We start from the raw sequence: 26,195 nt of genomic DNA, 5'->3' as shown, positions 1-26,195 counted from the left end.
ACATCCTTCTTATACTATTAGTATATGTTTTTTTCTTGATTCTGTCATCAGAAAAGCAAGGAACCTATCTGATAAACAAGTAGTGCTACCACATAAGCTACACCGGTTTGATAAGCCACTGTAGCCAATGCCTGTTTCATAGAACCTAATTCACGTTTTGTTGCCGCAAAAGCAGCTACACATGGCATATATAACACCGTGAAACATAGGAAAGCAAATGCGGATACCGGAGAGAAGATCGTTTGCAGAGCTACGGATAATCCGGCATCACTAGTCGTATTGGTTAATACAGAGAGGGTAGAAACAACACTTTCTTTCGCCGTAATTCCGGTAACCAATGCCGTTGATGCACGCCAGTCCTCAAAGCCTAATGGGGCAAAAATATGGGAGATCCAAGTTCCGATGTTAGCCAACATACTGGTAGATGAATCTTCTACAAAGTTAAAGGCAAAGTCAAAGCTTTGTAAGAACCAGATGATGATACTAGCTACAAAGATGATCGTAAAAGCTTTACGTAAGAAATCTTTTGCTTTTTCCCACATGTGTAAGAGCACACTTTTCGCACTTGGAATACGATAAGCCGGTAATTCTAAGACAAAGGGTACAGATTCCCCTTGAAATACAGTACGCTTTAATAATAAAGCAGACAGTATCGCAACAAAGATGCCTATCAGATACACACTAATCAAAATAAGTGCCGTATGTTCAGGGAAAAAGGCAGCTGTGATCATGCCGTAAATAGGCAGTTTTGCACTACAGGACATAAAAGGTGTTACCACGATTGTCATCTTGCGATCACGATCACTACTTAAGGTCCGAGTTGACATGATTGCCGGTACGCTGCAGCCAAAGCCAATCAGCATTGGCACAAAGCTTCTGCCACTTAAGCCAAGCTTGCGCAATGCCTTATCCATGACGAAGGCTACCCTTGCCATATAACCACTATCTTCTAATAAAGAAAGAAAGAAAAATAAGGTAACGATGACTGGAAGAAACGATAAGACACTTCCTACCCCATTACAGATACCATCAATCACCAAGGCATGCAGCCAAGAGCTTACTTGTAAATGCATTAGTAAATCACTTAACGCATTGACCGCAATGTCAATTCCTTCTTCTAATAAGCCTTGCAAAGTACCACCAATCGGTCCAAAGGTTAAATAGAAAATCATCAACATAATAAGGATAAAAACCGGAATACCTAAGTATTTATGCGTTAACAGCTGATCAATGCGCTGACTGCGCTTTAATCCTTGTGAGCGATGATTTTTCACAACACAATCTTTTACCAGCTCTTCAATATAAGAATAACGCATATCCGCTAATGCCGCCTCACGGTCTGTACCTAAAGCATCTTCCATGCTTTTAACGATTTTTTCTATAATATCCAGATCATCTTGATGTAAGTGCAAAGCACGCTGCATCGGTTCATCACCTTCAACCAATTTGGTAGCCGCAAAGCGTGTTGGATAATCTGCAGTCTGCGCATGATCTTCAATGATATGTGCAATTGAATGAATGGCACGATGTACTTCACCTTTACAAAAATCCAGATGAATGGCTTCTTGATGTTTACGTGTTTCCTTCTTGATTACACTAATCAAATCATTGATGCCTTCATTCTTACTAGCGGAAATCGGTACGATGGGAATTTGTAAATGCTTTGACAGCTTTTCTACATCAATACTGTTTCCACTGGCAGTAACTTCATCCATCATATTCAATGCGATGACCATCGGTGTCTTTAATTCCATCAACTGTAAAGATAAATATAAGTTTCGTTCAATATTGGTCGCATCCACGATATTAACAATTAAGGCAGGATGATCTTTTAAGATAAAATCTCTTGTGACAACTTCTTCACTTGTATAAGGCGACAAAGAATAAATGCCCGGAAGATCGACAAGTGTTGCCTCTTTGAAATTCTTAATGATTCCCATTTTCTTTTCTACTGTTACCCCGGGAAAGTTACCGACATGCTGATTGCTTCCGGTTAAACGGTTAAATAAGGTTGTCTTGCCACAGTTCTGGTTACCGGCTAATGCAATTAGCACTTCACTCATAGCACTTCCTCCTTAACTAGTACTTCAATCTCTGCTGCATCCTGCAAACGCAGTGTTAATACATAACCACGCAAATATAATTCCATGGGATCTCCCATAGGGGCAATCTTAGTTACCTGAATTTTGGTCTTAGGAGTTAATCCCATATCTAAAAGTCTTCTGCGCAATGCTCCTTGCCCACCTACACTTTGTATGATGCCGCCCATACCCGGACGTATTTTGTCTAATGTCGTCATCATGCTGTCTACCGCCTTCCTAAAAAAGTTATACGCGTCTAACGTTTACATATCTATCATACTCGAAATTCTTAACTTGTCAACAAATTGCATGTGTTTCGTAAAGAAAAGTAATAAATTCATGTATGAATGCGTTTACATCAAATGATATGCTCTGTCGTGTATAATGATAAGTAAAAAAGACAAGAGCGAAAGTAAATTCTCGTTAGCGGGTCTTTCTGGATTTGATGCATATTAGGCAATGAAAAGCACATCACCCTGTGAAACAAAGTAACGACTAGCTTTGTGCCTAATTGAGGCAAAGACTGCCTTTTATATAAAACAGCTTTCTATATCATAAAGGCTTTTTCCAGATAGATGTGATGTATCAATTAAGATTCTTCATTACAGGAAAAAGCAAAAAACGCCATAATAAAAAGAGTGTTTCCACTCTAACAGCATAATATAGGATAGCACATGCCGCCTCCACCAAGGCACATATTACATAACAGCAAATAACAACAGAAATTGCTTGCACCACCAAACGGTGTCTGCATCTGCTGATAGCGCGTCCTGCCTCTTTGCAACTGCGCATACAATTGACGATACTGTTGGTTGCTTGGATCCATTTGACAAGCTTTTTCCGCCGCATCCATTGCCGCAATATGATTACCTAAGCCATAATTCGCAATGGCAAACAGATAATACCAGCTGGCATCACGTTCTTGAATATTAATTAAAACATTGTACGCTGCCTGATATTGACCGGTATTCAGATAATTCACTACCGCTTGATAATCATTCGTTGCCCCACCCTTTTGATAGCCTTGATAATTACCATAGCTACTGCTAAAGCCACTGGCATTCCAAAAGTCTTGCGGTCCACCGTTTTTCTTATAATCCATGATCTGCTGGTAAGCATTCTGAATTTCTTTAAACTTTTCTTCAGCTCCCGCTGTTTTATTTACATCCGGATGATACTGCTTTGCTAATCGTCGGTATGCTTTTTTTATTTCATCTTCACTGGCATCTCTTGATACCCCTAATATCTTATAAGGATCTTCCATCTTCTTCACCTGTTCTCTTTTTACGTGCTAATTCATATTTTGCCCATATCCCTGAGTATAATACGTTGCGGATGATATCTGCATACGCAATGATAGGCAATATTTCAAAAGCCTCACATGATGCGGAAATCATCAATTCTAAAATCGTGCGCATGCGTTCATCAAAATCGCTTTTCTTCGCTTCTTCTAACAAAGGATTAAAACACTGTTTCTTTTTATCTTCTTCTAGATCATCATAAGCATCCAGCAGATAAATATAGCGTCCCAGATAATCGCCCATCGTTCTTAAAGTGGGTGCCCACACATCTTCCTTGTAGCATAAAATTTCTGCCATAAAACGTCCTGTATAGGAAGCCAACAGATCCAGATCCCTAGTTCCCTTTTTTTCTTCTTCACCAAGTGCTATCAAGGCTTCTTCAATACGTGTTACTTTCTCAGGATACTTTTGCTTAATGCTTTCATAGCGATGCTTTAATACTTTCTGATACATATGTGATGTATGCGAATGTTCATCCTGCCAATTGTCTTCACACTTTAAATACGTTAAGACAATCGTCATCTCGGCCGCATAGCTAAGATAGATGTTATCATACATCCTATGCTTTTGCATGGGATGTATCATACAGCGTTTCATCTTCTCTTCCGTAGGCGGTTCATATAACGCAGTTAACAAAATGGCCAGAAATGTCATATCGTAATTTAAGGAAAACCGTGACAACTGTCCAAATTCTTTTTTCAAACATTGACAAAGGCCACAGTAAAAACTGCGATAAACATCAAAATCTTTGATTTTTAGTTCCGGTTTATTTACAATGACATAGCCAAACATGCTCTTACCTCAAATATATTCATGTCATATAGTTTAACCTGTTCTTTAAAAAAATTCAAGAACAGGCGTTAAAATAACATGATTCTACATATTCAAAGGATATAAAAAACATTGTTTTAGATGCTTTCTTTGTGTTTCATCAATACCGAATTCTGCTTGAAAATAGGCTTCATAGGTTTGATAGCGTTGTTTAATAGCCTGCAAAGCTGCCCTAAGATACTGCTTTTGTACCCCCATTACAGCCTCCATATCCGTTTGCGAAGCTGTTACCTGCGCATAGATTTTCGCATTCTCCTTTTTACGATACTGATTGCTTAAGACATAATCATTTAAGATGGTTTCTTCATCAACATCAAGCAGCAACAATAGCAAAGCTGCCCCAAAACCAGTGCGATCTTTTCCTGCACTGCAATGAAACAATACAGGTACCTCTTCCTCTAACACCACTTGTACAAGAAGGCGATATGCAGGATTATCAAAAGGAAGCTTCCTATAAACCTGCATCATCATATTCTTTAACAATGTGACATCTACTTGTTGCAATAATGTCGCAAAATCAAAACTGCCTTTTACATCCATTCCTTGATCAAAAGTTATCGCCGATATGGGATGATACTTCGCTTCCCGTAAGTGGATGTCCTCCTTGCCTTTACGTTCCATATCACTACGCAAATCCAGAATATGTTGTATATGCAGTTGATGCAAATAATCCACATGATCCTTCTGTAAATCACACAAAGGAGCACTGCGATAAAAACAATCATAGCGTACCTGTTGTCCATCACGATTCACATAACCGCCAAGATCACGAAAGTTCACAACACCGGTGTCAGGTAGCGCCCGTGGTTTTACGACAAAGGTTTGCTTGTCTTTGCGAATATAGAGCATTGGACGTTTGTCCTTGCCAGAAAGCAAAAGGCGCTGATTTCCTGTAACCTGCTGTAAGAGGCATCTTTTCTCATCGTAGACATCATAAACTCCTGCATCTGCATCCATCTCTAACAACCAACCATCTTCATAACGTAATTCCATAGTTAATATCTCCTATTCATCACACATATCATATATTTTCTACTATCTTCTAGTATACCTGCAATGTATCATGAAAACAATTCTTCAAGAAGGAATCCATACGTTTTCTTGCATTTCGTAATCCTCTATCTGCACATTAATCCTAGCCGTTAGGCGTTAGATAAGTCCTTATTCGATTTATAATTCACTGGAAAGGCATAAAGGATACATTGGTAATGTACCTTATAAAACTACTGGGTAAAACAGCCATAACAAAAAAAGATCCCTCCTTTCATAAACAACGTTTTATTTATTTTCATTGTCTACTTTAGAGGAATCATATCAAAGCTGTCTGAAAAACAGTCAACAAAGGGAATCTTTTTTTTATTCTAGTCCTTATGCATGAACCGTAACGACGTAATCGCCATCAACGACATCAACACTGATGACATCATCCTTACCGGCATTGCCTTCAATCATCTTACGAGCAATCAGCGTTTCAATGTTACGCTGGATATAACGCTTCATAGGTCTTGCCCCATATACCGCATCAACGCCTTGAGTAGCAATACTGCGATATACAGCGTCACTAACTTCTAACTTAATATCTTTATGGGCTAATCGCTGTGTCAGCTCATCCATAAATTTATGAGCAATCTTACCTAACATATCATCATTTAAAGCATTGAACACAACAATTTCATCAATACGATTGATAAATTCCGGCTTAAAGTATTTCTTCACTTCGTTTAAATATTTGTCTTCTTTATCTTCTTCATCAAAGGCAAACTGACTTCCCAGATTACTTGTCATGATCAGCAGCGTATTCTTAAAGTCTACGGTCACACCTTTGGAATCGGTAATACGTCCATCATCCAGAATTTGCAATAATACGTTAAAGACATCCGGATGGGCTTTTTCAACCTCATCAAACAGTACGATAGAATATGGATTCCGACGGATTGCTTCCGTTAACTGACCACCTTCATCATAACCGACATATCCCGGAGGAGCACCAATCAAACGGGCAACGCTATGTTTCTCCATATATTCACTCATATCAATACGAACGATATGTGATTCACTATCGAAAAGCTGTTCTGCCAATGCTTTGGCAACTTCTGTCTTACCGACACCGGTAGGTCCTAAAAATAAGAAGCTTCCGATAGGACGATTTTCATCTTGAATCTGGGCTTTGCTACGTAGAATGGCATCACTTACAAGCTCTAAGGCATTATCTTGTCCAATGACACGTTTTTGCAATGCTTCTTTTAAATGCAATAATTTCTGACGCTCACTTTCCACTAATCGTGCAACTTCTATACCGGTCCAGCGCGAAACAATCTTGGCAATGAGCTCTTCATTTACCGTTTCCTGAATCAAGGCATCCTCATTATGTTCTTTTTCAGCTTGCTCACGAATGAGCTTCTCTAAATGCGGAATGGTTCCATACTGCAGCTTCGCCGCATCCTCATAACGAGCCTCACTTTGTGCCTGTTCTAAGTCTAAGCGTGCTTTTTCCAGTTTTACCTTGGCATCTTTGCTTTCTTCCAAAACAGCTTTTTCATCTTCCCATTTTGTATAAAGCTCATCTTTCTTTGCACGTAACTCTTCCAATTCTTTCTTAATATCATTCAATCGTTCAATTGCTTTTTTATCTTCTTCCTTCTTTAACGCCGTTTCTTCGATTTGCAGTTGCATGATCTTACGTTGTAATTCATCCAATTCTTGTGGCATGGATTCCATTTCCACCCGTAAGGTAGCACAAGCTTCATCTACTAAATCAATGGCTTTATCCGGTAAGAAACGATCTGTGATATAACGATTTGACATAGTAGCTGCCGCAATGATTGCTTCATCTAAGATTTTTACACCATGATAAGATTCAAAGCGATCTTTTAAACCACGCAAGATACTGATGGTATCCTCAACCGTTGGCTCTTGCACAGTAACTCTTTGGAATCGACGTTCCAAAGCTGCATCCTTTTCGATATACTGACGATATTCATTAAAGGTCGTTGCTCCGATACAACGCAATTCTCCACGCGCTAGCATTGGCTTCAACATATTGCCGGCATCCATACTGCCTTCGGTTTTACCGGCACCAACCAAATTATGAATTTCATCAATAAACAATATAATGTTTCCTTCGGCATTTTTTACTTCTTCCAAAATTGCTTTTAAACGTTCTTCAAACTCACCACGATACTTCGCACCGGCAATCAAAGAACCCATATCCAATTCAATCAGTTTTTTATCCTTTAACGAACTAGGTACATCACCCTTCATGATACGCCAAGCAATTCCTTCCACTACAGCGGTCTTACCAACGCCTGGCTCACCAATCAATACTGGGTTATTTTTCGTCTTACGAGATAAGATTTGGATAACACGGCGAATTTCATCATCACGGCCAATAATAGGATCAATTTTACCGCTTTTTACATCTTCGACCAAATCACGACCGTATTTACTTAAAGCCTCTAAATTGCTTTCCGCATTTGGTGTATCCATATTTTTGCCACCACGACGTTTCAGTTCCTCTTCCTTGCATGCTTGCTCATTCAGGTGGAACTCTTTCACCAACTGTTTAGAAATATAAGATTTGTTAAACAGTAAGGCGATAAAAACACTGGCAACACTTAGATAGCTTTCCTGAACGGAATCACTCCATTGCTGCGCCTTATCAAATGACTTCGCAACTTCATTTGAGAATTGCGGATTCACATTGGAACTGCGAGCTACCCTGCTCATCTCATCATCAATCATTTGTAAAGCTCTTATCTTATCAATATTCAATCGCTTAAACAGTCCATCTAACACATCGTTTTCAAAGATAGCTTTCAGCATTTGAATTGTGTCAATGGTTGTATGCTGATAGGTTTTACAGATTTCGACGGCATGCATGATAACTTCTTGCAGTTTCTCACTCATCTTTTCAAAGTTCATAGTATCACGCTCCTTTAGCACTCTAACACTTTGATTGCTAACTGTATTATAGCACAAGTTTTAGCACTGTCAACACTTGAGTGCTAATTTTTACTTAAAATGATTTTCATTTAAAGTAGAGGTATGCTATTTTTAAGAATCATTTGCCAATATTTTAATGACTTGTATATTTTATATTCTTGCATCATAACAAAAAGCTATACTGCATATTGCGCAATATAGCTTTTTACATGTATCTGAAAACTTTTTATACACTATTTTTTCCATACACCACTTTTTTTACGAATACGTCCATTACGAAGGACTAACATTTCGCAAAATAGCAATCGTTTGACAATAACGTATTATTCTTGCTCAAGAGCAAGCGTTCTCGTAGTGATATCGCATACTTCAGCAGGTCCGTAATACTGGATAGCTCCTGGATAAACAAAGCAAGTTTCACTCGCCCATTCTTCTCTATGTGCTTCGAAGAATTTGAATGGTTTTCCATCAAGTTCAACTAAAGCCTTTCTGATAACTGGTTTATCTTCGCCATGACGTCTTTCTACGTTCATCATCTTCGTGATTGGCATACCACCGGCAACCCATTCGCTAGCTGGCTTAGAAAGATTAGAAATCTTTGATAAGTAGCCTGTATAACCATACTGGATCAACATAAATGCGTTATATCCTAATGAGTAGCAGTAGTCTGAATCGAAATTAGATGGGAATGCACATCTTCCTTCATATCCAAAGAAATGGTGAAGAGGATTAAATTTACCATTGTATGTACCGGCTTTTCTTCTCTCTTCTAATTTATCTTTTACTAAAGCAGAGAATAATTTTTCTGATTCGATCAAAGAAACCTGCACATTTCCATGTGGATCTCTTTCTAAGAATAACTGCTGCTGGATACCTTCTGGAAGGATTGCAAATACATCCATAGATGCTTTTGTTAAACCATTTTCGATGAAGGCATATTTTTCTTTCCAAGTTGCTAAAGCATTGAATGCTTCTGCTTTGCTGCCTGCTAATAATTCATTGATTTCCTGAATCAGTGCAGAGAATTCAGGAACGAATTCAACAACACCTTCTGGGATGATGGCAACACCAAAGTTCATGCCTTTCGCTGCACGTTTTTCAACAGAATCAGCGATATAATCAGCAATCTGTGATAATGACATCTTTTTCTCAGCTACTTCTTCAGAAATCAAGCAGATGTTTGGCTGTGTTTCAAGAGCACATTCCAAAGCTACATGAGATGCAGAACGTCCCATAACTTTGATGAAATGCCAGTATTTCTTTGCAGAGTTTGCATCTCTTTCAATGTTACCAATCAATTCACTGTATGTTTTTGTTGCTGTATCAAAACCAAAAGAACATTCAATATCTTCATTTTTAAGGTCACCATCAATAGTTTTAGGACAACCGATAACCTGAACACCTGTATTATTAGCTGCAAAATATTCTGCTAATACAGCTGCATTTGTATTAGAATCATCTCCACCGATAATAACGATAGCCGTGATACCATGTTTTTTACAAACTTCAGCAGCGATAGCAAACTGTTCATTTGTTTCCAGTTTTGTTCTGCCAGATCCGATAATATCAAATCCACCAGTGTTTCTGTATGCATTGATATATGCATCATCGAAAGTTAAATAATCATCTTCGATCAAACCACTAGGACCATTTTTAAATCCCAACAATACATTTTCTTTATTGGTTGCTTTTAATGCATCGTATAAACCACAGATAACGTTATGTCCACCTGGAGCCTGTCCTCCAGAAAGGATAACACCGACAACCTGTTTTTTTGCTTCAGATGTATTTGCTCCTTTTTGGAAAGTGATTTCCTTTTTACCATAAGTATTTGGGAAAAGTTCTTTGATCTTTTCTTGATCGGCTACACTTTGCGTTTCCTCACCTTCTACAACACAAATATCTGCAATACCGTTTCTTAGCATTCCTGGAAGTTTAGGTGCATACTCATATCTAGCTTTTTGTAGTGATGAAATTTCCATAATCATTCTCCTTTTCATTTATCTAATTACATCCTAAATTATAAGGCATTCACCTTAAAATGTAAACTACTAAAAGGTCATAAGTATGATTTTAAAGAGTCCAAGACAGATGTCCATGATAATCACTCATACTTCATTTAAAGAGATAGCTTTGAAACAAAAAAGCTTGTATGATATCTTGCTTATTCACAATCTTTGCTACCTTTAGATCTATTGCTTATTCATCCTTTTTTTGCAATATTCTTTTATAGCATCATGTATCCAAAGACCTTTATTACAGAATATACCTTCACCTTTATCTTTTAGATATTCTATTGCTTCTTGATATTGGGCATTGTAAGTCATTGATAGAGATACCCTTAGTTCTTCATGATATGGTTGATCACTTATATGAGCATAAAAATCATCTATTGTGACCTCATTCATAATCTGATTAAATTTTTCTAAATACAGATCCACATAGCTTTCCATTTCTTCGCTTGTCCACTCTTTTAGATAATCATAGTCTAAATATACTTCAACACCACTAACCGTGAATGCGCCGACAGCCCTTAAACTCAGTGGCTCTGTTTTATTGTTATCCATATGTAGACAATCCCATAATAAATCATCTATCCATAAGGGCTTGATTTTTACTCGTATACTGCAACAACATCTATCGTCAACTGTTTCTCTAACATCAATCATACATTCTATAAACAAATCATTTTTACTATACCAAATCATATAGTCTTTCTTCTTCATTTTGTATGCCTTGACTTTTTCCTTTAACATCCTTGGCAATGCTTTTTTTAATTCTCTTAGTTTTCTTTGTTGCTCTCGTTTCATATTCATTCTCCCAACATATCGTAATAGACTCATCTATGGTTATTCTTACCATATACGTTTCCTCATAAAACTTGTTAGTTATAAATACCTATTCATTCGTTTTTTAATTGTATCATGAAATCTCATTCCATTGATAGATAGTTTCTTTTTAATTATAAAAAGACAATCAATTTCTTATTTAAAATCAACTGTCTTTCCTATGTCTTATTCAATTTTATGTGTTAAATGAGTGCCTTTCAGTTAACACCCTGTTAAAAGCGGTTTTGCCTTGTAAATACAGCGTTTTCCGCTTAGTAGTGTATATTGTCTCTTGTTTTTTGTGCCCCCCTTGTTAGATAACGGGGGCTTGATAAGGCTCGCTACGCTCGCCAGCAAGCTGGCGTGGCGATATGTCTTACGACCGCCACCGCTGGCGGATCACTCCGTCGATTTGCAACATTTTGAGCGTATCTCCCATACAAACTGAGATTTATTGCTCTAACACGAAATATGAATCGTATTCTGTTCCGTCATGACCTATTAGTTTTTCTTCCGAGAGTTTAAAACCTAAGCTTCTCAATGCTGAAATGCGTTCCGTCGCTGATGTAATCCCTTTTGTGGCTATTTTATCACAGTGAAACAGTGTATATGTATGTTCAATTATCAACTTTAGAATTGAAACAATCTCACTTGCAATTTCATAATCACTCCGAATATCTAATCTAAGTAAACCACAATTTGTAAAATAATCATCAGCTTCTCTGTGGAAAAGCTCTATCGTACCTATCGCTTCATTCGTTGCCTTTGAAACAATCGTCCAACGGACAAATCCTTGTCTCTTATACTCCCAAAGCCAGTATTCAATTGCCTGCCCCATTCTGTTTTCAGTTGTATAATGAAAATCATCTTCACCACAATTATCACTATTAAAAAAAGGTACAGATTTCTCATCAGAATAAACTTTTAACAAATCTGCTTTATCCTCCTTGTTTGTTAATCTTAACATATAATATTCATTCTCATAGTTAGGACAATTTTTATATACATCAACCATTTTGTTAATCCCCCTTGATAAATTCCAATTTGCCTTTACTTGTATTATACCATGCTGTTATAAACATTGTCATTTCTTTTCTACTTTTGAAAAGTTACTTCTCAGTCCATGATTTGTAAAGGGTGCTATATAGCATTGCTTACGCAATAAGCCCTTGACAAACCATAGCCCGATAAGTGTAGAGTAATCAAGCAGAAATGAAATAGTCTGCTGTTTCACGATATAGAAAAAGACGCTCTTTTTCAAGCGTCGTTCTTCCATAACTCTGCATTTCTTTGTATAAGTCGTTACATCAGGCTCTTTCGTTTGTTGTAATTTCGTTGTAATTTTCTTTATTTTTCTTCTGCTGTTTTGTCGATAGACACTGTATTTATGCGGATTTTCTAAATTTTTTATCCGTTTTTCGTATTATAAAAGTAGGAAAAATATCCTAGTGATAAGAAAATTAATCAAATTATAAAATGTAGTTTGCATGTATGAACTAGAAATAACATTAATTTTCATAATCAACGCTAGTTTATTATGAAAAGGTAATATAACTTTTATCCATCGACAGGTTTTTCTTTTTAACTTTTCTCAATACTCTTTTCATTTTAACCAACGAGAGTTTGAAAACAGGGTTCTGTTCATAGGGGAACAGGTAATGCCATATATTGTAATAGAAATCAATTCTGCAAATCGAGGTTGTTCTATTTATTCTTTTTGGGTTTTGGATTTGGCAATTCATCATACATGGCATCAAATAAGCCAGTCAAGTAATCCTCGTCGTCAACATCATCAACAAGTAACATCTCTTTTGCTCCTTCATATGGCAATTCATGCACAGCATTTGGCATATATGAAATGGCTGATTTTACTGGTTTCACGAGTAATCGATCATCATATATTCCGCCGACAATCTTGCCCTTATAATAGAGTATAAATTCTCCCATCATTGCTCTATATGATACTTCTTCCAACTCATATAACTGCCCTAAAATAAATTCTAAATATTCTTTGCTCGATGCCATAATTTCCTCCTCAAATTCTAATTTCATATTCATTACCTACAAATGACTGACCGTGCCATTTCCGATGAGAAGATTTTCTCCTGTGGAAGTCAAAATCCCGTGCAGATGCTTTGCCCAATCTTCCATTGTCATAGGCACTTCTCGTTCTGCTTATCTTTCCACAAAATCAGGATATCCGGAAACAAGCTGTTCCATTGCTTGAAGATTGTAAATGGCATCTCCCTTGCCACTTCACGATTTTCTTCTTTTTGAACCTATCGGAATTTTTGACAAGTTGAATTTTCATTCAGTTCGCCTTCACCATAAATATGCTTAATGTGTTCTACAACATTAGTTCGTGAAGTCTGAAACAAGTCTGCCATCTGTTGTTGCGTAAGCCACACCGTTTCATCTTGCAGGAGGTGACCCATTTGGGTTGTGACTTGAGATAATCAATCATCTCCTAAATTCGTTCTTTTTCCTGCCTAGTAATTCACGTTGGCAACCATCGCTGATATTCTGGGCAAAGATAAGTCTACTGTCGCAAAAGAAATAAAACTTCACCGTACAGAATGCCTTTAGAACGCTCTTCTTATTCTTCATACTTGCTTCACACCCATAAAATCAGTCTTTCCAAGAAAACATTATATACATATATAGAAAATAATATTTTCAAGAATATAGGTATCGACATTTCCACATTACCTTCGCTAGACAAGAGAACCCTACTTTTCTTTTCTTGACATCAATACGATACTTTCCACATGAAACGTATTCGGAAACATATCGACACCATACAGTACATCCCCCACATAGCCATATTTTTGAAACAGCTGCAAATCGCGTAACTGCGTTTGTGGATTACAAGAAATATACAGCACCTTTTTAGGACGAATGGTCGCAACACTGCGAATAAACGCTTCACTACTGCCTGAGCGCGGTGGATCTAAGATTACAACATCCAAACGTTCTTTTTTCGCAGCCATCTTCTGCATGAACTTACCGGCATCATCGCAAACAAAACGAATATTACGAATTTGATTCAACTTCGCATTATTCTTAGCATCCTCCACTGCATCCTTATTCAGCTCCACACCAATGACCTGCTTAGCAAACTGTGCTGCATACATGCCAATCGTTCCAATCCCACAATAGGCATCTAAAACCGTTTCTTTGCCTGTCAACTGTAACAGCTCCATACCTTTTTTATACAACACTTCACATTGCTCATGATTAATCTGATAGAAAGATTTTGCCGATATGCGAAACTGTAAGCCACATAAGGTATCTTCAATATAACCCGGACCATATAAAATACGTTCCTGTTCACCTAAGACAATGCTCGTCTTACGTGTATTCACATTTTGTACAATGGTCGTTATCTGCGGATGCTTTTTCAATAGCTCCTGCACAAATGCCTTACGTGCTGGGAATACCTGCTGATTGATGACCAGTACCACCATGATCTGCTTACTAAGCATACCATAACGTATGACAACATGACGAAGTAACCCTTTTCGCTTATCCTCATCATAAGGTTCAATGCGCAGCTTTATCATCAATGCCGTAATCGTATGTAAGATAGCATCACAGATTTCCGGATGCAGCAAGCATTGTTCATAAGGGATAATATGATGTGAAAATTCTTCATAAAAGCCTGCCTGCAGTTTCCCTTGTTTATCCTTTTGAAAACCAATGATCATCTTATTGCGATAATGATATGGGTGTTTCATTGTGGCAATTTCCTCTGCCTTGATGTGCAACTGTTTGTTTTTTGCACACAACTTCTGTAAGTAGGATAGCTTCTGGTGCTTTTGCCCCTGCGCACTCATGTGCATTAAATGACAGCTGCCACAACGCTCATAAATTCCACAAACCGGTTTTATGCGTTCCTTATCTTTCTGAAGAATTTCGATAACATTTGCACTATAACCTTCTTTCAAACGCTTTTGTATTTTCACCTTAACTTTTTCTTTCGCCAATACATGACGTACAAACACCTTATCCTTGCCAGCCATCAAAATACCATTGCTGGATTCATCTAAATAAGCAATCGTTCCGGTTAGGATTTGTCCACTTCTTAACATACCTTCTCTCCTTCCAGCAATTCTTTTAGTTCCTGTAAAGCTGTCTGAATATCACAAACAACGATTCCTTGCATACCTAAGGAACAAGCTTTTTCAATATTTTGTACTCCATCATCTAGAAATACACAAGTTGCCGGTTCTAAATGATAGCGTTGCAGCAGCTCTTCATACATCGCCGCATCTGGTTTGATGGTATGCAGCTCATAAGATAATACCGCACCATCTGCATAGGCAAAGAAATCCTGCGTCTTTTTCAGATAATCTGCGCTATCCTGACTGATATTTGATAACAAATAGATGCCATAGCCTTGCTGTTTTAACTCCTTCATACAAGCTAAGGTTTCCGGAATTGGTTCCATCAGCTTTAGCCAATGTGTCAGCATATGATCCATTTCTTCATGATACTGTGGATACGCCTGATGATAGATCTCATACAGATCCTTTCGCAACAGAATACCTGCATCATACTGTGACCAAGCCTCATGTGAAAACATCAGTTCACATAAGGTACGCGTTTTGGTTTCTTCTTTAAAATACTTTAGAAAATAAGTATAAGGGTCAAATGTCACTAAAACATTCCCGATATCGAAAATAATATTTTGTATCATCGCTAAAGCCTCCATCATGCTCTCATTATACTATAGTCCACAAGGTGAAGAAAGCAAAATTGTCTATCCCCGACATATCTTTTCACAGACGAAAAAAGACTGGTCTTGTGTTTCCCCACACAGCCAGTCTTCTTCTAAATAATACTTTCTTAATGATTCACTCTTATCGACGATCTTAATTTGCTGCTTTAACCATAAACTCACAGATTTTTCTTGAGAATTCTGCTGGATCATCAATTGGGAATCCTTCAATCAACAATGCCTGATCATACAGTAATTGTGCATAATCCTTTACCGCATCTTTATCTTTCGCATACACATTTTGTAAGGCGGTAAAGATTGGATGGCTAGGATTGATTTCCAGTATTCTTGTGGCTTTCATGCCGTATGGATTGCCATCTGGCATTGCGCTTAACACCTTTTCCATCTCAAAGGACATACCTTCATCGGCACTTAAGCATACCGGATCATCTACTAAACGTGTACTCAGTTTGACTTCTTTGACTTTTTCACCTAAAGCCTCTTTTAAGCCATCAAGCATATCCTTGCTTTCTTCAGCCTTCTTTTCCAGTTCCTTCTTTTCTTCTTCACTATCTAAGTCTAAATCTCCCTGTGAGATATTCTTAAAGTTCTTTTCCTTATAGTTCATCAAAGACTGTAAGACAAATTCGTCCACATTATCTGTCAAATACAAGATTTCATAGCCTTTCTCTTTGACCTTTTTAACAATTGGCAACTGGTCAATCTTTTCTACCTTGTCACCACTGACAAAGTAAATATCTTTTTGCCCTTCTTCCATATGGTTGATATACTCGTCCAGTGTAATCAATTTCTTTTCCTTGCTGGAATAGAACATTAATAAATCCTGCAGCAATTCTTTATGTGCGCCAAAATCATTGTATACACCAAACTTGATCTGTACGCCAAAGTTCTGCCAGAATTTCTCATATTCTTCACGTTCGTTTTTCAGCATCAGCAACAGTTCTGATTTGATTTTCTTTTCAATACGGTTTGCAATAACTTTTAACTGACGATCATGCTGCAACATCTCACGGGAAATGTTCAAAGACAGATCCTGAGAATCTACCAAACCTTTCACAAAACGGAAATGCTCCGGCAGTAGTTCTTCTGCATTATCCATGATAAAGACACCGCGGCTATACAGCTGTAAACCTTTCTTATAATCCTGTGAATAGTAATTCATTGGTGTCTTACCTGGAATGAACAATAAGCTGGTAAAGGATACCGCACCCTCTACACTGAAATGGATGACTTTTTGGGGATCGGTATAGTCATTAAACTTACTCTTATAGAAGTCATTGTATTCCTCTTCCGTGATCTTTGCTTTTTCACGTTTCCACAATGGAATCATAGAGTTCAATGTTTTTTCTTCCATCACAGTTTCATATTTTGGTTCTTTTTCTTCTTCGCCTTCTTTTGTTTCCTCTTCCACACGGCGCTGTTCTTCCACCATCATCTGAATAGGATAACGGATATAGTCAGAATATTTTTTGATCAGACGTTCAATTTCATACTGCTGCATGTATTCATCATAGTTTTCATCATCACTGTTCTCTTTCAGATATAAAGTGATTTCAGTACCACAGCTATCCTTTTCACATGGTTCAATCGTATAGCCATCAACTGCATTGGAACTCCAGATATAAGCTTCTTCACTGCCATATTTCTTTGAGATGACATCAACTTTTTGAGCAACCATGAAAGCGGAGTAGAAACCAACACCGAACTGTCCGATGATATCTACATCATCCTGTTTTTCCTCTTCTTCTAATTCCTGCTTGAAGGCCAAAGAGCCACTCTTCGCAATTGTTCCTAAGTTTTCTTCCAGCTCTTCTTTATCCATACCTAAACCATTATCACGAATGGTTAAGGTACGAGCTTCCTTATTTACTTCCAGATAAATGTGGAACTTATCGCGTTCGACATCGCTCAGATTTTCACTTAAAGATTTATAGTATAATTTATCGATTGCGTCACTCGCATTGGAAATCAATTCACGTAAGAAAATTTCTTTATGCGTGTAGATAGAATTGATCATTAAATCTAACAGACGTTTTGATTCTGCCTTAAACTGTTTCTTTCTAGCCATTGCAAATTACCTCCCATTTAGCACTCTTTTACTAAGTCTGCTAATAGTATAAATCTTTTCTTTAGCACTGTCAACACCCTAGTGCTAAAAAATCTTGCTTCTCTACATGCAGGTGGCAAGGAATCGTATATGGGGTTGTCCTTTTTGTTTTGTTCTATCTAAGTAACTAAGAAATGTTTGCTTGTTTTCTGTTTCTCGTCTATAATATAAGAAACAATTTACAAAGGGGTTGTAAAAAAATGAAAGAAATGAAAGATGTGCGCAGAATTGTTGTGAAGGTAGGCTCTTCCACCTTAACCCATCCACAAGGAGGACTTCACTTTCAGAAGATTGATCAGCTTGCCATGGTATTGAGTGATATCAAAAATAGTGGCAAAGATGTCATCTTAGTGAGTAGTGGTGCTGTGAGTGCCGGTGTTGCGAAATTGCAAATGCGTCATCGCCCCACTTTGATGAAAGAAAAGCAAGCAGCAGCTTCCGTAGGACAGAGTGAATTGATGTTTATCTATGATAAATTCTTTTCCCAATACGGTCAAACCATTGCACAGCTGCTGTTAACAAAAACCATAACCCATAATGAAACTTTACGAATAAATGCCGTTAATACGTTAGAAACGCTGTTATCTTATGGTGTCATTCCGATCGTCAATGAAAATGACAGTGTCGCAACGGATGAAATTGCCTATGGTGATAATGATACGCTAAGTGCCGTGACTGCTTATCTTACAAATGCCGATTTACTTATTTTGCTATCTGATATTGATGGCTTGTATGATGATAATCCTACCCTTCATCCAAATGCCAAGCTGATTCCTGTCGTCAATCACATCAGCGAAGAAATTCAGGCAATGGCAAAGGGCGCCGGCAGTAAGCATGGAACCGGTGGTATGGTGACAAAACTATATGCTGCACAATATGCTGGTGAACATGGTATTCCGATGATCATTGCCAATGGCAAGCAACCATCAATTTTATATCATATCTTAAAAAATACGTATCGTGGTACGTTATTTGATTTAAAAAAGGAGGAGAATTTATGACGTTAGAACAATTGGCACAGAAAACAAAAGCTGCTTCCACCGCAATCATGAATGCGGATACAAAACGCAAAAATCAGCTCTTAGCAACCATCGCAAAAGGTTTAGAAGAACATATGGCAACCATTTTAAAGGCGAATCAAAAGGATGTCGAAACAGGCAAAGTGAATGGCATGCCAGCTGGTTTGTTAGATCGCATGATGTTGAATGAAGAACGCATGAAACAGATGATCAAAGGCATTGAACAGGTTATCGCCTTACCTGATCCAATTGGCGAAATACGTGCTATGCATACAAATGAAAATGGTTTACAAATTGGTAAGATGCGTGTCGCCTTAGGGGTTGTCGGGATGATTTATGAAGCTCGTCCAAATGTTACCGTAGATGCGGCCATTCTTTGTTTAAAAGCAGGCAATGCCGTTATGTTAAGAGGTTCTAAGGATATTTTGGAATCAAATAAGAAACTCGTTGCCATCATGCAGGAAGCACTTATGAGATGTGGCTTTGATAAATATACCATTGCTTTATTAGAAGACACCTCCCATGCATGTGCAACGGCATTCATGCAATTAAATGGCTATTTAGATGTCTTAATTCCCCGTGGTGGTGCCGGACTGATTCATAATACGATGCAGCATGCAACCGTTCCGGTATTAGAAACCGGTACCGGCAACTGTCATGTTTATATCGACGCGGATGCTGATCTGCAAAAAGCGATGGATATTGTTATTAATGCGAAGACTTCTCGCACGTCGGTATGCAATGCCTGTGAAAGTATTTTGATCCATCGCGGCATTCGTGACAGCTTCATTCGCTCTTTATTGCAAGAATTATCAAAGTATAATGTTAAGATTCATGGCGATATGACCATTTGTGAGTTGCATCAAGAATGCATTCCGACAACCCAAGAGGACTATTACAAGGAATATTTGGACATGGAGGTTTCGATAAAAATGGTAAACAGCTTAGCCGAAGCCATAGCCCATATCAACACTTGCAGCACGCATCATAGTGAAACGATCGTATCTGAGAATTATACGAATGTGAAAAAGTTTTTAAAAGAAATTGACAGTGCCTGCGTGTACGCCAATGCCTCCACAAGATTTTCCGATGGCTTTGCATTTGGCTTAGGTGCCGAAATCGGTATCAGTACCCAAAAGCTGCATGCCCGCGGGCCGATGGGATTAGAAGCTTTAACGAGTGAGAAATATATCATTCTCGGTGATGGACAAGTTCGCTGATGAACGTAACAAGAAATATGCAATTTTCGACAATTTTCACGCAAAATCATCCAAATAGTTTCACAAAATTTCAAAATACTTCTATAAGGAATGAATTTCTTTTTCTATCCATCCTACACATAATACGAAACATTTAAAAAAGTTATAAAGAGCTCTAATGCAAACAAAGAACTATTTCAATAAATGAAGAGAATTTGCCTTATGAAATACGCTCAAAAAGATACCATCAAAAAGGAAGGACTATAACCTATGCCTATGCATACTGACATGTCAAAACGTAGTCCTTCCTTTTTTAATATTTTTAAATTTTTTATGTGCCAACAGTTCTGCTAAGTATAAATTCTCTTCTACATGGATAAGGCGATACTCAGCACGTAAGATACTAAGATCAACACACTACATAACAATACTGCTCCGCGATGTTTTTTTCCATAAATAACACCTAATGTTGCCAGCATGGAAAATGCCCCAAAACCTAACAAGTTCAAAACTTGTGGCTCATTCACATAAATACCACCCTTGACATAAAGCACATCCGCAAAGCATAAAATGATAAAATTAAACAAATTGCTTCCCACAATATTGCCAAAAGAAGCATTAAAGTTCCCAATACGTACCAAATTAATGGAAGCACTCAACTCAGGTAATGAAGTTGCCACTCCAAGGAAGATAGCACCAGCCACCGTAGCTCCCAACTGCAATTCATTCGCAATCTTATCTGTTACTTGGGTTAATAAGATACTTACAACAACCAAAGCAACACTGAAGATGATAAAACGCAAAGCAATTTGTTTTACTGTTAATGAAATATACACATCCTCCACATTGTCTCCACTTTCATCATGTTTCATGAACTTCACATTCACAAGATAAACAATCAGAATGAGAACCGACATCAAATTTACCTTTAAAAAGCCAATTCCTAGTTCATAAGGATAAAAAATGGCTATAAAGACACAGGCGTACATGACGATGCCATACCATAACGTCTTAGAATGGGAATTTGACAGTGTTGCACGTTGATAGCGTTTGCTGGTAAACAGCATCAATCCGCCAATCACACAAAGGTTAAAGATATTAGAGCCAAGCACATTCCCCTGCACCAGATCAGGCTGATCTAATGCCAACACAGCAGTTAATGAAGTGAATAGTTCAGGCAGTGAGGTGACTGCTGCCAGCATGACTCCCCCGATAAAAGCGCCGGATAAATTGGTCTTTTTATCCAGGCAATCCACATAATAGGATAGTCGGACAGACAAATAAACAACCAGGATCGCTAATACCAGATATTCAATATATATCATACATTCGTTTCCTTTCTTATTTTCAGCTTTTTTATGATACCTTCCCTTACGAAAGAAGTCAATAGCCTTTCTGGGAAAACACCATCCGTTTCCGGCTTGTAATCATTCTTGTAAAAAAACAGAAACACTTTAGGTTTCTATTTCATGATTTATCCTTTTTTAGTCGTAGGAACACGTTTACTAAATCACCTACAAAGTTATTTCACCATTTTTTCAAAAGCATCCTTGGCAGCCATTTGCTCAGCCCGCTTTTTGGAAAAACCCTTTCCTCTTCCTAACGTGATATCATCCAACATCACAGCTACTTCAAATTCCGGCTTATTGCTAGGTCCTGACACATGAATGGTTTCATAGTGGACCGTCTTGCGTGAATCGGATTGGATATATTCTTGTAATTTTGTTTTATAGTCAATGACCTTCTCACTTTTTGGTTGTGTGATGGCTGGCGTAAGTACCTCTTCTAAAATAACATTAATGCTGTCCATCCCGGAATCTAAATAGATAGCACCTAATACTGCTTCAAACATATCCGCCAGTATGGAATCACGTTCTCTACCACCAGTCTTTTCTTCTCCTACCCCAAGCAAAAGATAACGACCTAAGCCTAATTTGCGATTATATTCCGCTAAAGCCTCCTCACATACCAATTGTGCACGCAAGGTGGTCATCTGCCCTTCACTTAATTCCGGTGTCAATTTAAACAACTTGGTTGTTGACCATAACTGTAAAACCGCATCCCCCATAAATTCTAAACGCTCATTATCGTGGGCAAAGGTCTTATGTTCATTCACATAAGAAGAATGAACCAGTGCCTGACGTATTAATTCCTTATCTGTATATGGAATTTTTTTGCTTTCTAACCAATCAAAAATCGTATTCATATCATTTCTCCTTCTTATATACCCTATTTAAAGTCACCTTTGCTTTTCATGAGTATGATCTTTCCTTTTATTAGTAAGCAATCACGAATCCCTTATCTAAAACGAAACATCATACCAACTGCCATTGTATGATCAAAAGCGCGGTCACACCGCTATTATATCACACTAATCCAAATATGTGGCACGCGCAATGGTCATATCAATATAATTTTTTATCTGTTCATAACCAGGATCATGGATGTGCTTTAATAATGCTTGTGCATCTTCTCTGGCAACCTCTAAAATATTTGCATCTTGAATAACATCCCCTAAAATAAATCCCGGAACACCACTTTGCCGTGTCCCTAAGATATCTCCCGGACCTCGCAATGCCAGATCATAACGCGCAATCACAAAGCCATCATTTGTTTTCTCACAAACCTTTAAACGCTGTAGGCTATCTGGATCTTTTGAATCACTTAATAAAAAACAATACCCCGGTTGACTGCCGCGTCCCACACGTCCGCGGAGCTGGTGAATTTGACTCAAACCAAAACGATGTGCATCATAAATAACCATTATATTGGCATTAGCGACATCCACACCCACCTCAATAACCGTTGTTGATACTAAGATTTGCAAATCCCCCTCTACAAATGCTTTCATTACAGCATCTTTCTCTTGCGCACTCATTTTTCCATGGAGCAAGCCTATCTGATAACGTCTTCCTAAGGAAGCCTGCATGCCTTGATAGATATCTGTGACATTACGCATCTCATAATCTTCATTTTTCTCAATGGCCGGGCAGACAACATAACACTGATTGCCTTCATCAATTTTCTCTAACACAAAATCTAAAATACTACTCATGGATCTTGCGTGCACCAGCTTTGTCGTGATTTTTTGACGTCCAGATGGCAATGTCTGAATCGTGGATACATCCATGTCGCCATACAAAGAAATGGCTAATGTTCGCGGTATTGGTGTAGCACTCATCAATAAGAAATCAACCTTATCCCCTTTTTCTAACATTTTCTTTCGCTGGGCAACCCCAAAACGATGCTGTTCATCCGCCACGACCATACCCAAATCATGAAACTCTACACCTTCTTGAAACAAGGCATGCGTTCCTACAAGAATATCAATTTCATTTCGCGCTAAACGCTCTAAAATATCTTTTTTCTCTTGTGTCTTTAAGCTGGCATACAATACCTCAACCTGAATTTCATAATCGTGAAAGATTTTCTTCAAATTGTTTCCATGCTGTTTCGCTAGGATTTCCGTCGGTGCTAAAAAAGCTGCCTGCTTATGTGCTAATACACAGGCATACATGCCAAAAGCCGCCACCAAGGTCTTTCCACAGCCTACATCTCCCTGCACCATACGATACATGATGTGATCACTCTTCAAATCGGCTAAAATCTCTTCGATTGTTTTGATTTGATCCTCGGTCAAAGAGAAAGCTAAGGTTTTTTGCAGATCCATGACTTCCTCATTATCAAATCGCTTTTCATGTCCATGTACCACTTCTTTTTCCTGTACCTTTAAAGCTTGCATCGTGATTTGGAATTTTAAAAACTCTTCATATTTTAAATGGCGCAGGCTCTGTTTTACCGCCTCCATATTTTTGGGATGATGGATGAAATACAAGGCCTGCGAACGAGAAATTAAGCGATACTTCTGTAAGTATTCCATGGGCAGAAATTCTTTAATGCTTTCTTGTTGCGCCAGCCATGCCTTATCAATGTATTTACGGATATCTTTTTGACTGATTCCCTCTTTTACATTATATACCGGGAAAATACCAAGCTGTTCCTGTAATGGCTGAAAATTATATTGCAATGCCGTCATCCGTGAACCACCTTCATATTTAGCGATAAGTGTAATTGTTTTTCCTACCGTAAACGCTGATATCCAAGGGCGATTAAAGATAGCGATATCCAATTCTTCCTCTTCATATAGAAGTTTAAATTTTGTGACACTCTGTTTGCCTTTCAAGCGTATTACTCTGGCACGATTTAAAATCACACCTTCCAATGCGATCCGATCTTCTTTTTGCCATTCCTTACGTGGTTTCGTTTCTACGCTTTCATAACGAAACGGATAATACGTTAAAAGATCCATGGCATTTTCAATTCCCATGGTATGCAAAAGTGCTCTTTTTTTCTCTGATATCCGCAGTTCCTTCAGTTCCATATGTCACACCCTAACTGATTTTCATTATATAATAGGTTTTGAAAACATTCAAACAGAAATATCCTTCCCCTTTACGATCGTATCGCACAATAGCATTTCTTCTTATTATCTTTATCTATCTTCATCTTATCCTTATCTTTTATAAAAGTGATGTTTCCATCATCCTTACCTGATACTTCCCCATATCCATTTCTTCTTTCGTAAAATGAAATCCCAACTTTGTCCAAAACTTTTCGGCCACGACATTTCCCTTAATGCAGCCCAAACGCGCATACTTAGCAGAAAAACACTGATGCAACAGCGTCTTCATCAATGTTTGGGCAAACATCGTACCTTGATACTTTTTGTGAATCATAAACCATCCGATATACAAACAATCTTCATTGGGATAGCCAACAATAGCATCCAAAAAACCTAACAATTCCTCCTGGTGATAAAAACCAAGAAAGTACTTATCCTGCATGCTTTTCCCCATAGGTAAAGCAGTTAAATCTTCTTTCAATGAAGCTTTCGTTGGTTTGCTTTTCATACAAGCAAAATAATAGGGATTGCTGATACAGATGGCATACATAGCATCTATATCTTTTTCACTCAGTTTACAAACCTTAATACCATCCTGATACGGTGGAATCGTTATTATGCTTTGAAAACAATGCTCTTTATTTTTCATGATATACCTCCATTGGCCATTTTTTTAGTTTCTCGTTATTCGCTTTACTTTCCTAAGATATCATAGAAATCTTAAGCGATACGTGCAATGCTGACACAACGCTTCCTCTACTTGATGCTTTTGAAAGCCCTCCAACATCTTTAAACAGCGTTTCGATGATAAGATTTCTTCCAAAGGGGTCTCAAATAAATTCCCCAAAGCAATATCTCCTTTACTGTCTAAACAGCATGGCACTAGTGTACCATCCACCAATACCCCACACATGCTTTTCATACCTAAACAACTTCCTGTCTTCGACACAAAAGGATTCATCAAAGAAGGCCAAGTAAAGATATTCTCAAAATGCAGATGAATATGATCCGCTAAATCAAAACGATGCATTCGCTTAATCATCACATCTTCTAAGTTCTTCTGATATTGTTTTACTACGGTCGTTAACAGTGTTTGTGTTTCTTTGCTTAACTTTTCATCTTGTATGCTCCATAAACGATAGTTCACATGTATACCACAGGCTGCTAGCTTTTCCGCACATTCCCATATCGTCTCTAAATATCGTGGTTGTTCATGCTGAGGAAAGCTGTGCAAGGAGATATTTAATTGTCGGATACATTGGGAAGCACATAAAGCATCCACTTGTTTTTTTAATAAAGTTCCATTTGTCGTCAGGATGACCTCCATATCATTCGCTTTGCATATCTGTAAAAAAGCGGGAAGATCTGGATGGGACAGCGGTTCCCCTAATACATGCAGATAAACATGTCTTGTGACACTGCGTACCTCCTGAATGACATGCGTAAATTCTTGTATATTCATCCTGCGTGGCTGTCGCTGATTTTGAATACAGAAGCTGCAGGCAAGATTACAAGTGTTGGTAATTTCGATATAGACTCTCTTAAATCGCATAAACGCTCCTTTTTTTCTCTTATTTTACCACAGCTGATAAAACAAAGAAATAAGAAAGCTATCTTCGCTTTTGTTAGCAAATCTACTTTTTCTGCAAAAACATAAAAGGAAGTAAGAAAATCCCATCTTCGTAGGTACACATTTACTCATTCTTGTATCTTCTTTGATGGGATCCTATCAATGCTTTTAAAC

General features: G+C 37.9%; 20 protein-coding genes. 2 read left to right on the top strand and 18 right to left on the bottom strand.

What is annotated here, in order from left to right:
• Positions 1–47: 47 nt before the first annotated feature.
• From feoB to htpG, 13 genes are all read right to left on the bottom strand, one after another.
• A complete protein-coding gene (feoB, locus tag LI241_RS00145; RefSeq protein WP_008689153.1) occupies positions 48–2,063 on the bottom strand; it encodes a ferrous iron transport protein B in 2,016 nt (671 codons plus the stop codon).
• Entirely contained in the window at positions 2,060–2,299 is a 240-nt protein-coding gene (locus tag LI241_RS00140) for a FeoA domain-containing protein (RefSeq protein WP_026006704.1), read from the bottom strand. The genes feoB and LI241_RS00140 overlap by 4 nt, the downstream gene beginning before the upstream one ends.
• 431 nt (positions 2,300–2,730) lie before the next feature.
• The gene (locus tag LI241_RS00135) at positions 2,731–3,345 is read right to left on the bottom strand and encodes a J domain-containing protein (protein ID WP_008689158.1); all 615 of its coding nucleotides are present in this window, start codon (positions 3,343–3,345) and stop codon (positions 2,731–2,733) included.
• Positions 3,329–4,174, bottom strand: a complete 846-nt coding sequence (locus tag LI241_RS00125) for a DUF5685 family protein (RefSeq protein WP_008689159.1) — start codon at positions 4,172–4,174, stop codon at positions 3,329–3,331. Before LI241_RS00125 ends, LI241_RS00135 begins: the two co-directional genes overlap by 17 nt.
• An 84-nt stretch (positions 4,175–4,258) precedes the next feature.
• A complete protein-coding gene (locus tag LI241_RS00120) occupies positions 4,259–5,206 on the bottom strand; it encodes a tyrosine-protein phosphatase (protein ID WP_008689160.1) in 948 nt (315 codons plus the stop codon).
• Positions 5,207–5,581: 375 nt separating this feature from the next.
• Entirely contained in the window at positions 5,582–8,134 is a 2,553-nt protein-coding gene (locus LI241_RS00115) for an ATP-dependent Clp protease ATP-binding subunit (RefSeq protein WP_008689161.1), read from the bottom strand.
• Between the two features lie 344 nt (positions 8,135–8,478).
• The gene (locus LI241_RS00110) at positions 8,479–10,137 is read right to left on the bottom strand and encodes a diphosphate--fructose-6-phosphate 1-phosphotransferase (RefSeq protein ID WP_008689162.1); all 1,659 of its coding nucleotides are present in this window, start codon (positions 10,135–10,137) and stop codon (positions 8,479–8,481) included.
• A 210-nt stretch (positions 10,138–10,347) separates the two neighbouring features.
• The gene (locus LI241_RS00105) at positions 10,348–10,965 is read right to left on the bottom strand and encodes a hypothetical protein (protein ID WP_008689163.1); all 618 of its coding nucleotides are present in this window, start codon (positions 10,963–10,965) and stop codon (positions 10,348–10,350) included.
• A 469-nt stretch (positions 10,966–11,434) separates the two neighbouring features.
• The gene (locus LI241_RS00100; protein ID WP_008689164.1) at positions 11,435–11,998 is read right to left on the bottom strand and encodes a GNAT family N-acetyltransferase; all 564 of its coding nucleotides are present in this window, start codon (positions 11,996–11,998) and stop codon (positions 11,435–11,437) included.
• Positions 11,999–12,687: 689 nt separating this feature from the next.
• A complete protein-coding gene (locus LI241_RS00095; protein WP_008689165.1) occupies positions 12,688–13,008 on the bottom strand; it encodes a TfoX/Sxy family protein in 321 nt (106 codons plus the stop codon).
• Between the two features lie 704 nt (positions 13,009–13,712).
• Complete coding sequence (rlmD, locus tag LI241_RS00090; RefSeq protein WP_008689166.1) at positions 13,713–15,074, bottom strand: 23S rRNA (uracil(1939)-C(5))-methyltransferase RlmD; 1,362 nt, start codon at positions 15,072–15,074, stop codon at positions 13,713–13,715.
• A complete protein-coding gene (locus tag LI241_RS00085) occupies positions 15,068–15,682 on the bottom strand; it encodes an HAD family phosphatase (protein WP_008689168.1) in 615 nt (204 codons plus the stop codon). The genes rlmD and LI241_RS00085 overlap by 7 nt, the downstream gene beginning before the upstream one ends.
• 175 nt (positions 15,683–15,857) lie before the next feature.
• Positions 15,858–17,792 (bottom strand): molecular chaperone HtpG, encoded by a 1,935-nt coding sequence (htpG, locus tag LI241_RS00080; protein WP_008689171.1) that lies wholly within the window; start codon positions 17,790–17,792, stop codon positions 15,858–15,860.
• Positions 17,793–18,031: 239 nt separating this feature from the next.
• Between htpG and proB the strand changes: the two genes are divergently transcribed.
• A complete protein-coding gene (gene proB, locus LI241_RS00075) occupies positions 18,032–18,832 on the top strand; it encodes a glutamate 5-kinase (RefSeq protein ID WP_008689172.1) in 801 nt (266 codons plus the stop codon).
• Positions 18,829–20,070 (top strand): glutamate-5-semialdehyde dehydrogenase, encoded by a 1,242-nt coding sequence (locus tag LI241_RS00070; RefSeq protein ID WP_008689173.1) that lies wholly within the window; start codon positions 18,829–18,831, stop codon positions 20,068–20,070. Before proB ends, LI241_RS00070 begins: the two co-directional genes overlap by 4 nt.
• A gap of 347 nt (positions 20,071–20,417) precedes the next feature.
• On the opposite strand, the gene LI241_RS00065 is transcribed toward LI241_RS00070, so the two are convergent.
• The 5 genes from LI241_RS00065 to LI241_RS00045 form a co-directional block, all read right to left on the bottom strand.
• Positions 20,418–21,374: a sodium:calcium antiporter gene (locus LI241_RS00065; protein WP_008689174.1), complete on the bottom strand. Its 957-nt coding sequence runs from the start codon at positions 21,372–21,374 to the stop codon at positions 20,418–20,420.
• Positions 21,375–21,571: 197 nt separating this feature from the next.
• A complete protein-coding gene (gene rnc / locus LI241_RS00060) occupies positions 21,572–22,255 on the bottom strand; it encodes a ribonuclease III (protein ID WP_008689175.1) in 684 nt (227 codons plus the stop codon).
• 165 nt (positions 22,256–22,420) lie between these two features.
• The gene (recG, locus tag LI241_RS00055; RefSeq protein ID WP_008689176.1) at positions 22,421–24,430 is read right to left on the bottom strand and encodes an ATP-dependent DNA helicase RecG; all 2,010 of its coding nucleotides are present in this window, start codon (positions 24,428–24,430) and stop codon (positions 22,421–22,423) included.
• A gap of 139 nt (positions 24,431–24,569) precedes the next feature.
• Positions 24,570–25,100 carry a GNAT family N-acetyltransferase gene (locus tag LI241_RS00050; protein ID WP_008689177.1) on the bottom strand — a complete coding sequence of 177 codons (531 nt, stop codon included), beginning with the start codon at positions 25,098–25,100 and terminating at the stop codon, positions 24,570–24,572.
• A gap of 60 nt (positions 25,101–25,160) precedes the next feature.
• The gene (locus LI241_RS00045) at positions 25,161–26,003 is read right to left on the bottom strand and encodes a radical SAM/SPASM domain-containing protein (RefSeq protein ID WP_008689178.1); all 843 of its coding nucleotides are present in this window, start codon (positions 26,001–26,003) and stop codon (positions 25,161–25,163) included.
• Positions 26,004–26,195: the final 192 nt, after the last annotated feature.

This window comes from Longicatena sp. 210702-DFI.1.196, assembly GCF_020563125.1.
In the GTDB taxonomy this organism is placed as follows: domain Bacteria; phylum Bacillota_I; class Bacilli_A; order Erysipelotrichales; family Erysipelotrichaceae; genus Longicatena; species Longicatena caecimuris.
The sequence above is the reverse complement of the archived record's forward strand: the minus strand, read 5'-3'. Positions and strand labels throughout refer to the sequence as shown.

What these genes read in the sequence shown, in the direction of transcription:
- LI241_RS00120 (WP_008689160.1), bottom strand. Translation starts at nt 5,206, where the DNA reads ATGGAATTACGTTATGAAGATGGTTGGTTGTTAGAGATGGATGCAGAT.
- LI241_RS00115 (WP_008689161.1), bottom strand. Translation starts at nt 8,134, where the DNA reads ATGAACTTTGAAAAGATGAGTGAGAAACTGCAAGAAGTTATCATGCAT.
- LI241_RS00135 (WP_008689158.1), bottom strand. Translation starts at nt 3,345, where the DNA reads ATGGAAGATCCTTATAAGATATTAGGGGTATCAAGAGATGCCAGTGAA.
- recG (WP_008689176.1), bottom strand. Translation starts at nt 24,430, where the DNA reads ATGGAACTGAAGGAACTGCGGATATCAGAGAAAAAAAGAGCACTTTTG.
- rnc (WP_008689175.1), bottom strand. Translation starts at nt 22,255, where the DNA reads ATGAATACGATTTTTGATTGGTTAGAAAGCAAAAAAATTCCATATACA.
- LI241_RS00105 (WP_008689163.1), bottom strand. Translation starts at nt 10,965, where the DNA reads ATGAAACGAGAGCAACAAAGAAAACTAAGAGAATTAAAAAAAGCATTG.
- LI241_RS00045 (WP_008689178.1), bottom strand. Translation starts at nt 26,003, where the DNA reads ATGCGATTTAAGAGAGTCTATATCGAAATTACCAACACTTGTAATCTT.
- LI241_RS00125 (WP_008689159.1), bottom strand. Translation starts at nt 4,174, where the DNA reads ATGTTTGGCTATGTCATTGTAAATAAACCGGAACTAAAAATCAAAGAT.
- rlmD (WP_008689166.1), bottom strand. Translation starts at nt 15,074, where the DNA reads ATGTTAAGAAGTGGACAAATCCTAACCGGAACGATTGCTTATTTAGAT.
- LI241_RS00070 (WP_008689173.1), top strand. Translation starts at nt 18,829, where the DNA reads ATGACGTTAGAACAATTGGCACAGAAAACAAAAGCTGCTTCCACCGCA.
- LI241_RS00110 (WP_008689162.1), bottom strand. Translation starts at nt 10,137, where the DNA reads ATGGAAATTTCATCACTACAAAAAGCTAGATATGAGTATGCACCTAAA.
- proB (WP_008689172.1), top strand. Translation starts at nt 18,032, where the DNA reads ATGAAAGAAATGAAAGATGTGCGCAGAATTGTTGTGAAGGTAGGCTCT.
- LI241_RS00140 (WP_026006704.1), bottom strand. Translation starts at nt 2,299, where the DNA reads ATGACGACATTAGACAAAATACGTCCGGGTATGGGCGGCATCATACAA.
- LI241_RS00095 (WP_008689165.1), bottom strand. Translation starts at nt 13,008, where the DNA reads ATGGCATCGAGCAAAGAATATTTAGAATTTATTTTAGGGCAGTTATAT.
- LI241_RS00100 (WP_008689164.1), bottom strand. Translation starts at nt 11,998, where the DNA reads ATGGTTGATGTATATAAAAATTGTCCTAACTATGAGAATGAATATTAT.
- htpG (WP_008689171.1), bottom strand. Translation starts at nt 17,792, where the DNA reads ATGGCTAGAAAGAAACAGTTTAAGGCAGAATCAAAACGTCTGTTAGAT.
- LI241_RS00085 (WP_008689168.1), bottom strand. Translation starts at nt 15,682, where the DNA reads ATGATACAAAATATTATTTTCGATATCGGGAATGTTTTAGTGACATTT.
- LI241_RS00065 (WP_008689174.1), bottom strand. Translation starts at nt 21,374, where the DNA reads ATGATATATATTGAATATCTGGTATTAGCGATCCTGGTTGTTTATTTG.
- feoB (WP_008689153.1), bottom strand. Translation starts at nt 2,063, where the DNA reads ATGAGTGAAGTGCTAATTGCATTAGCCGGTAACCAGAACTGTGGCAAG.
- LI241_RS00050 (WP_008689177.1), bottom strand. Translation starts at nt 25,100, where the DNA reads ATGAAAAATAAAGAGCATTGTTTTCAAAGCATAATAACGATTCCACCG.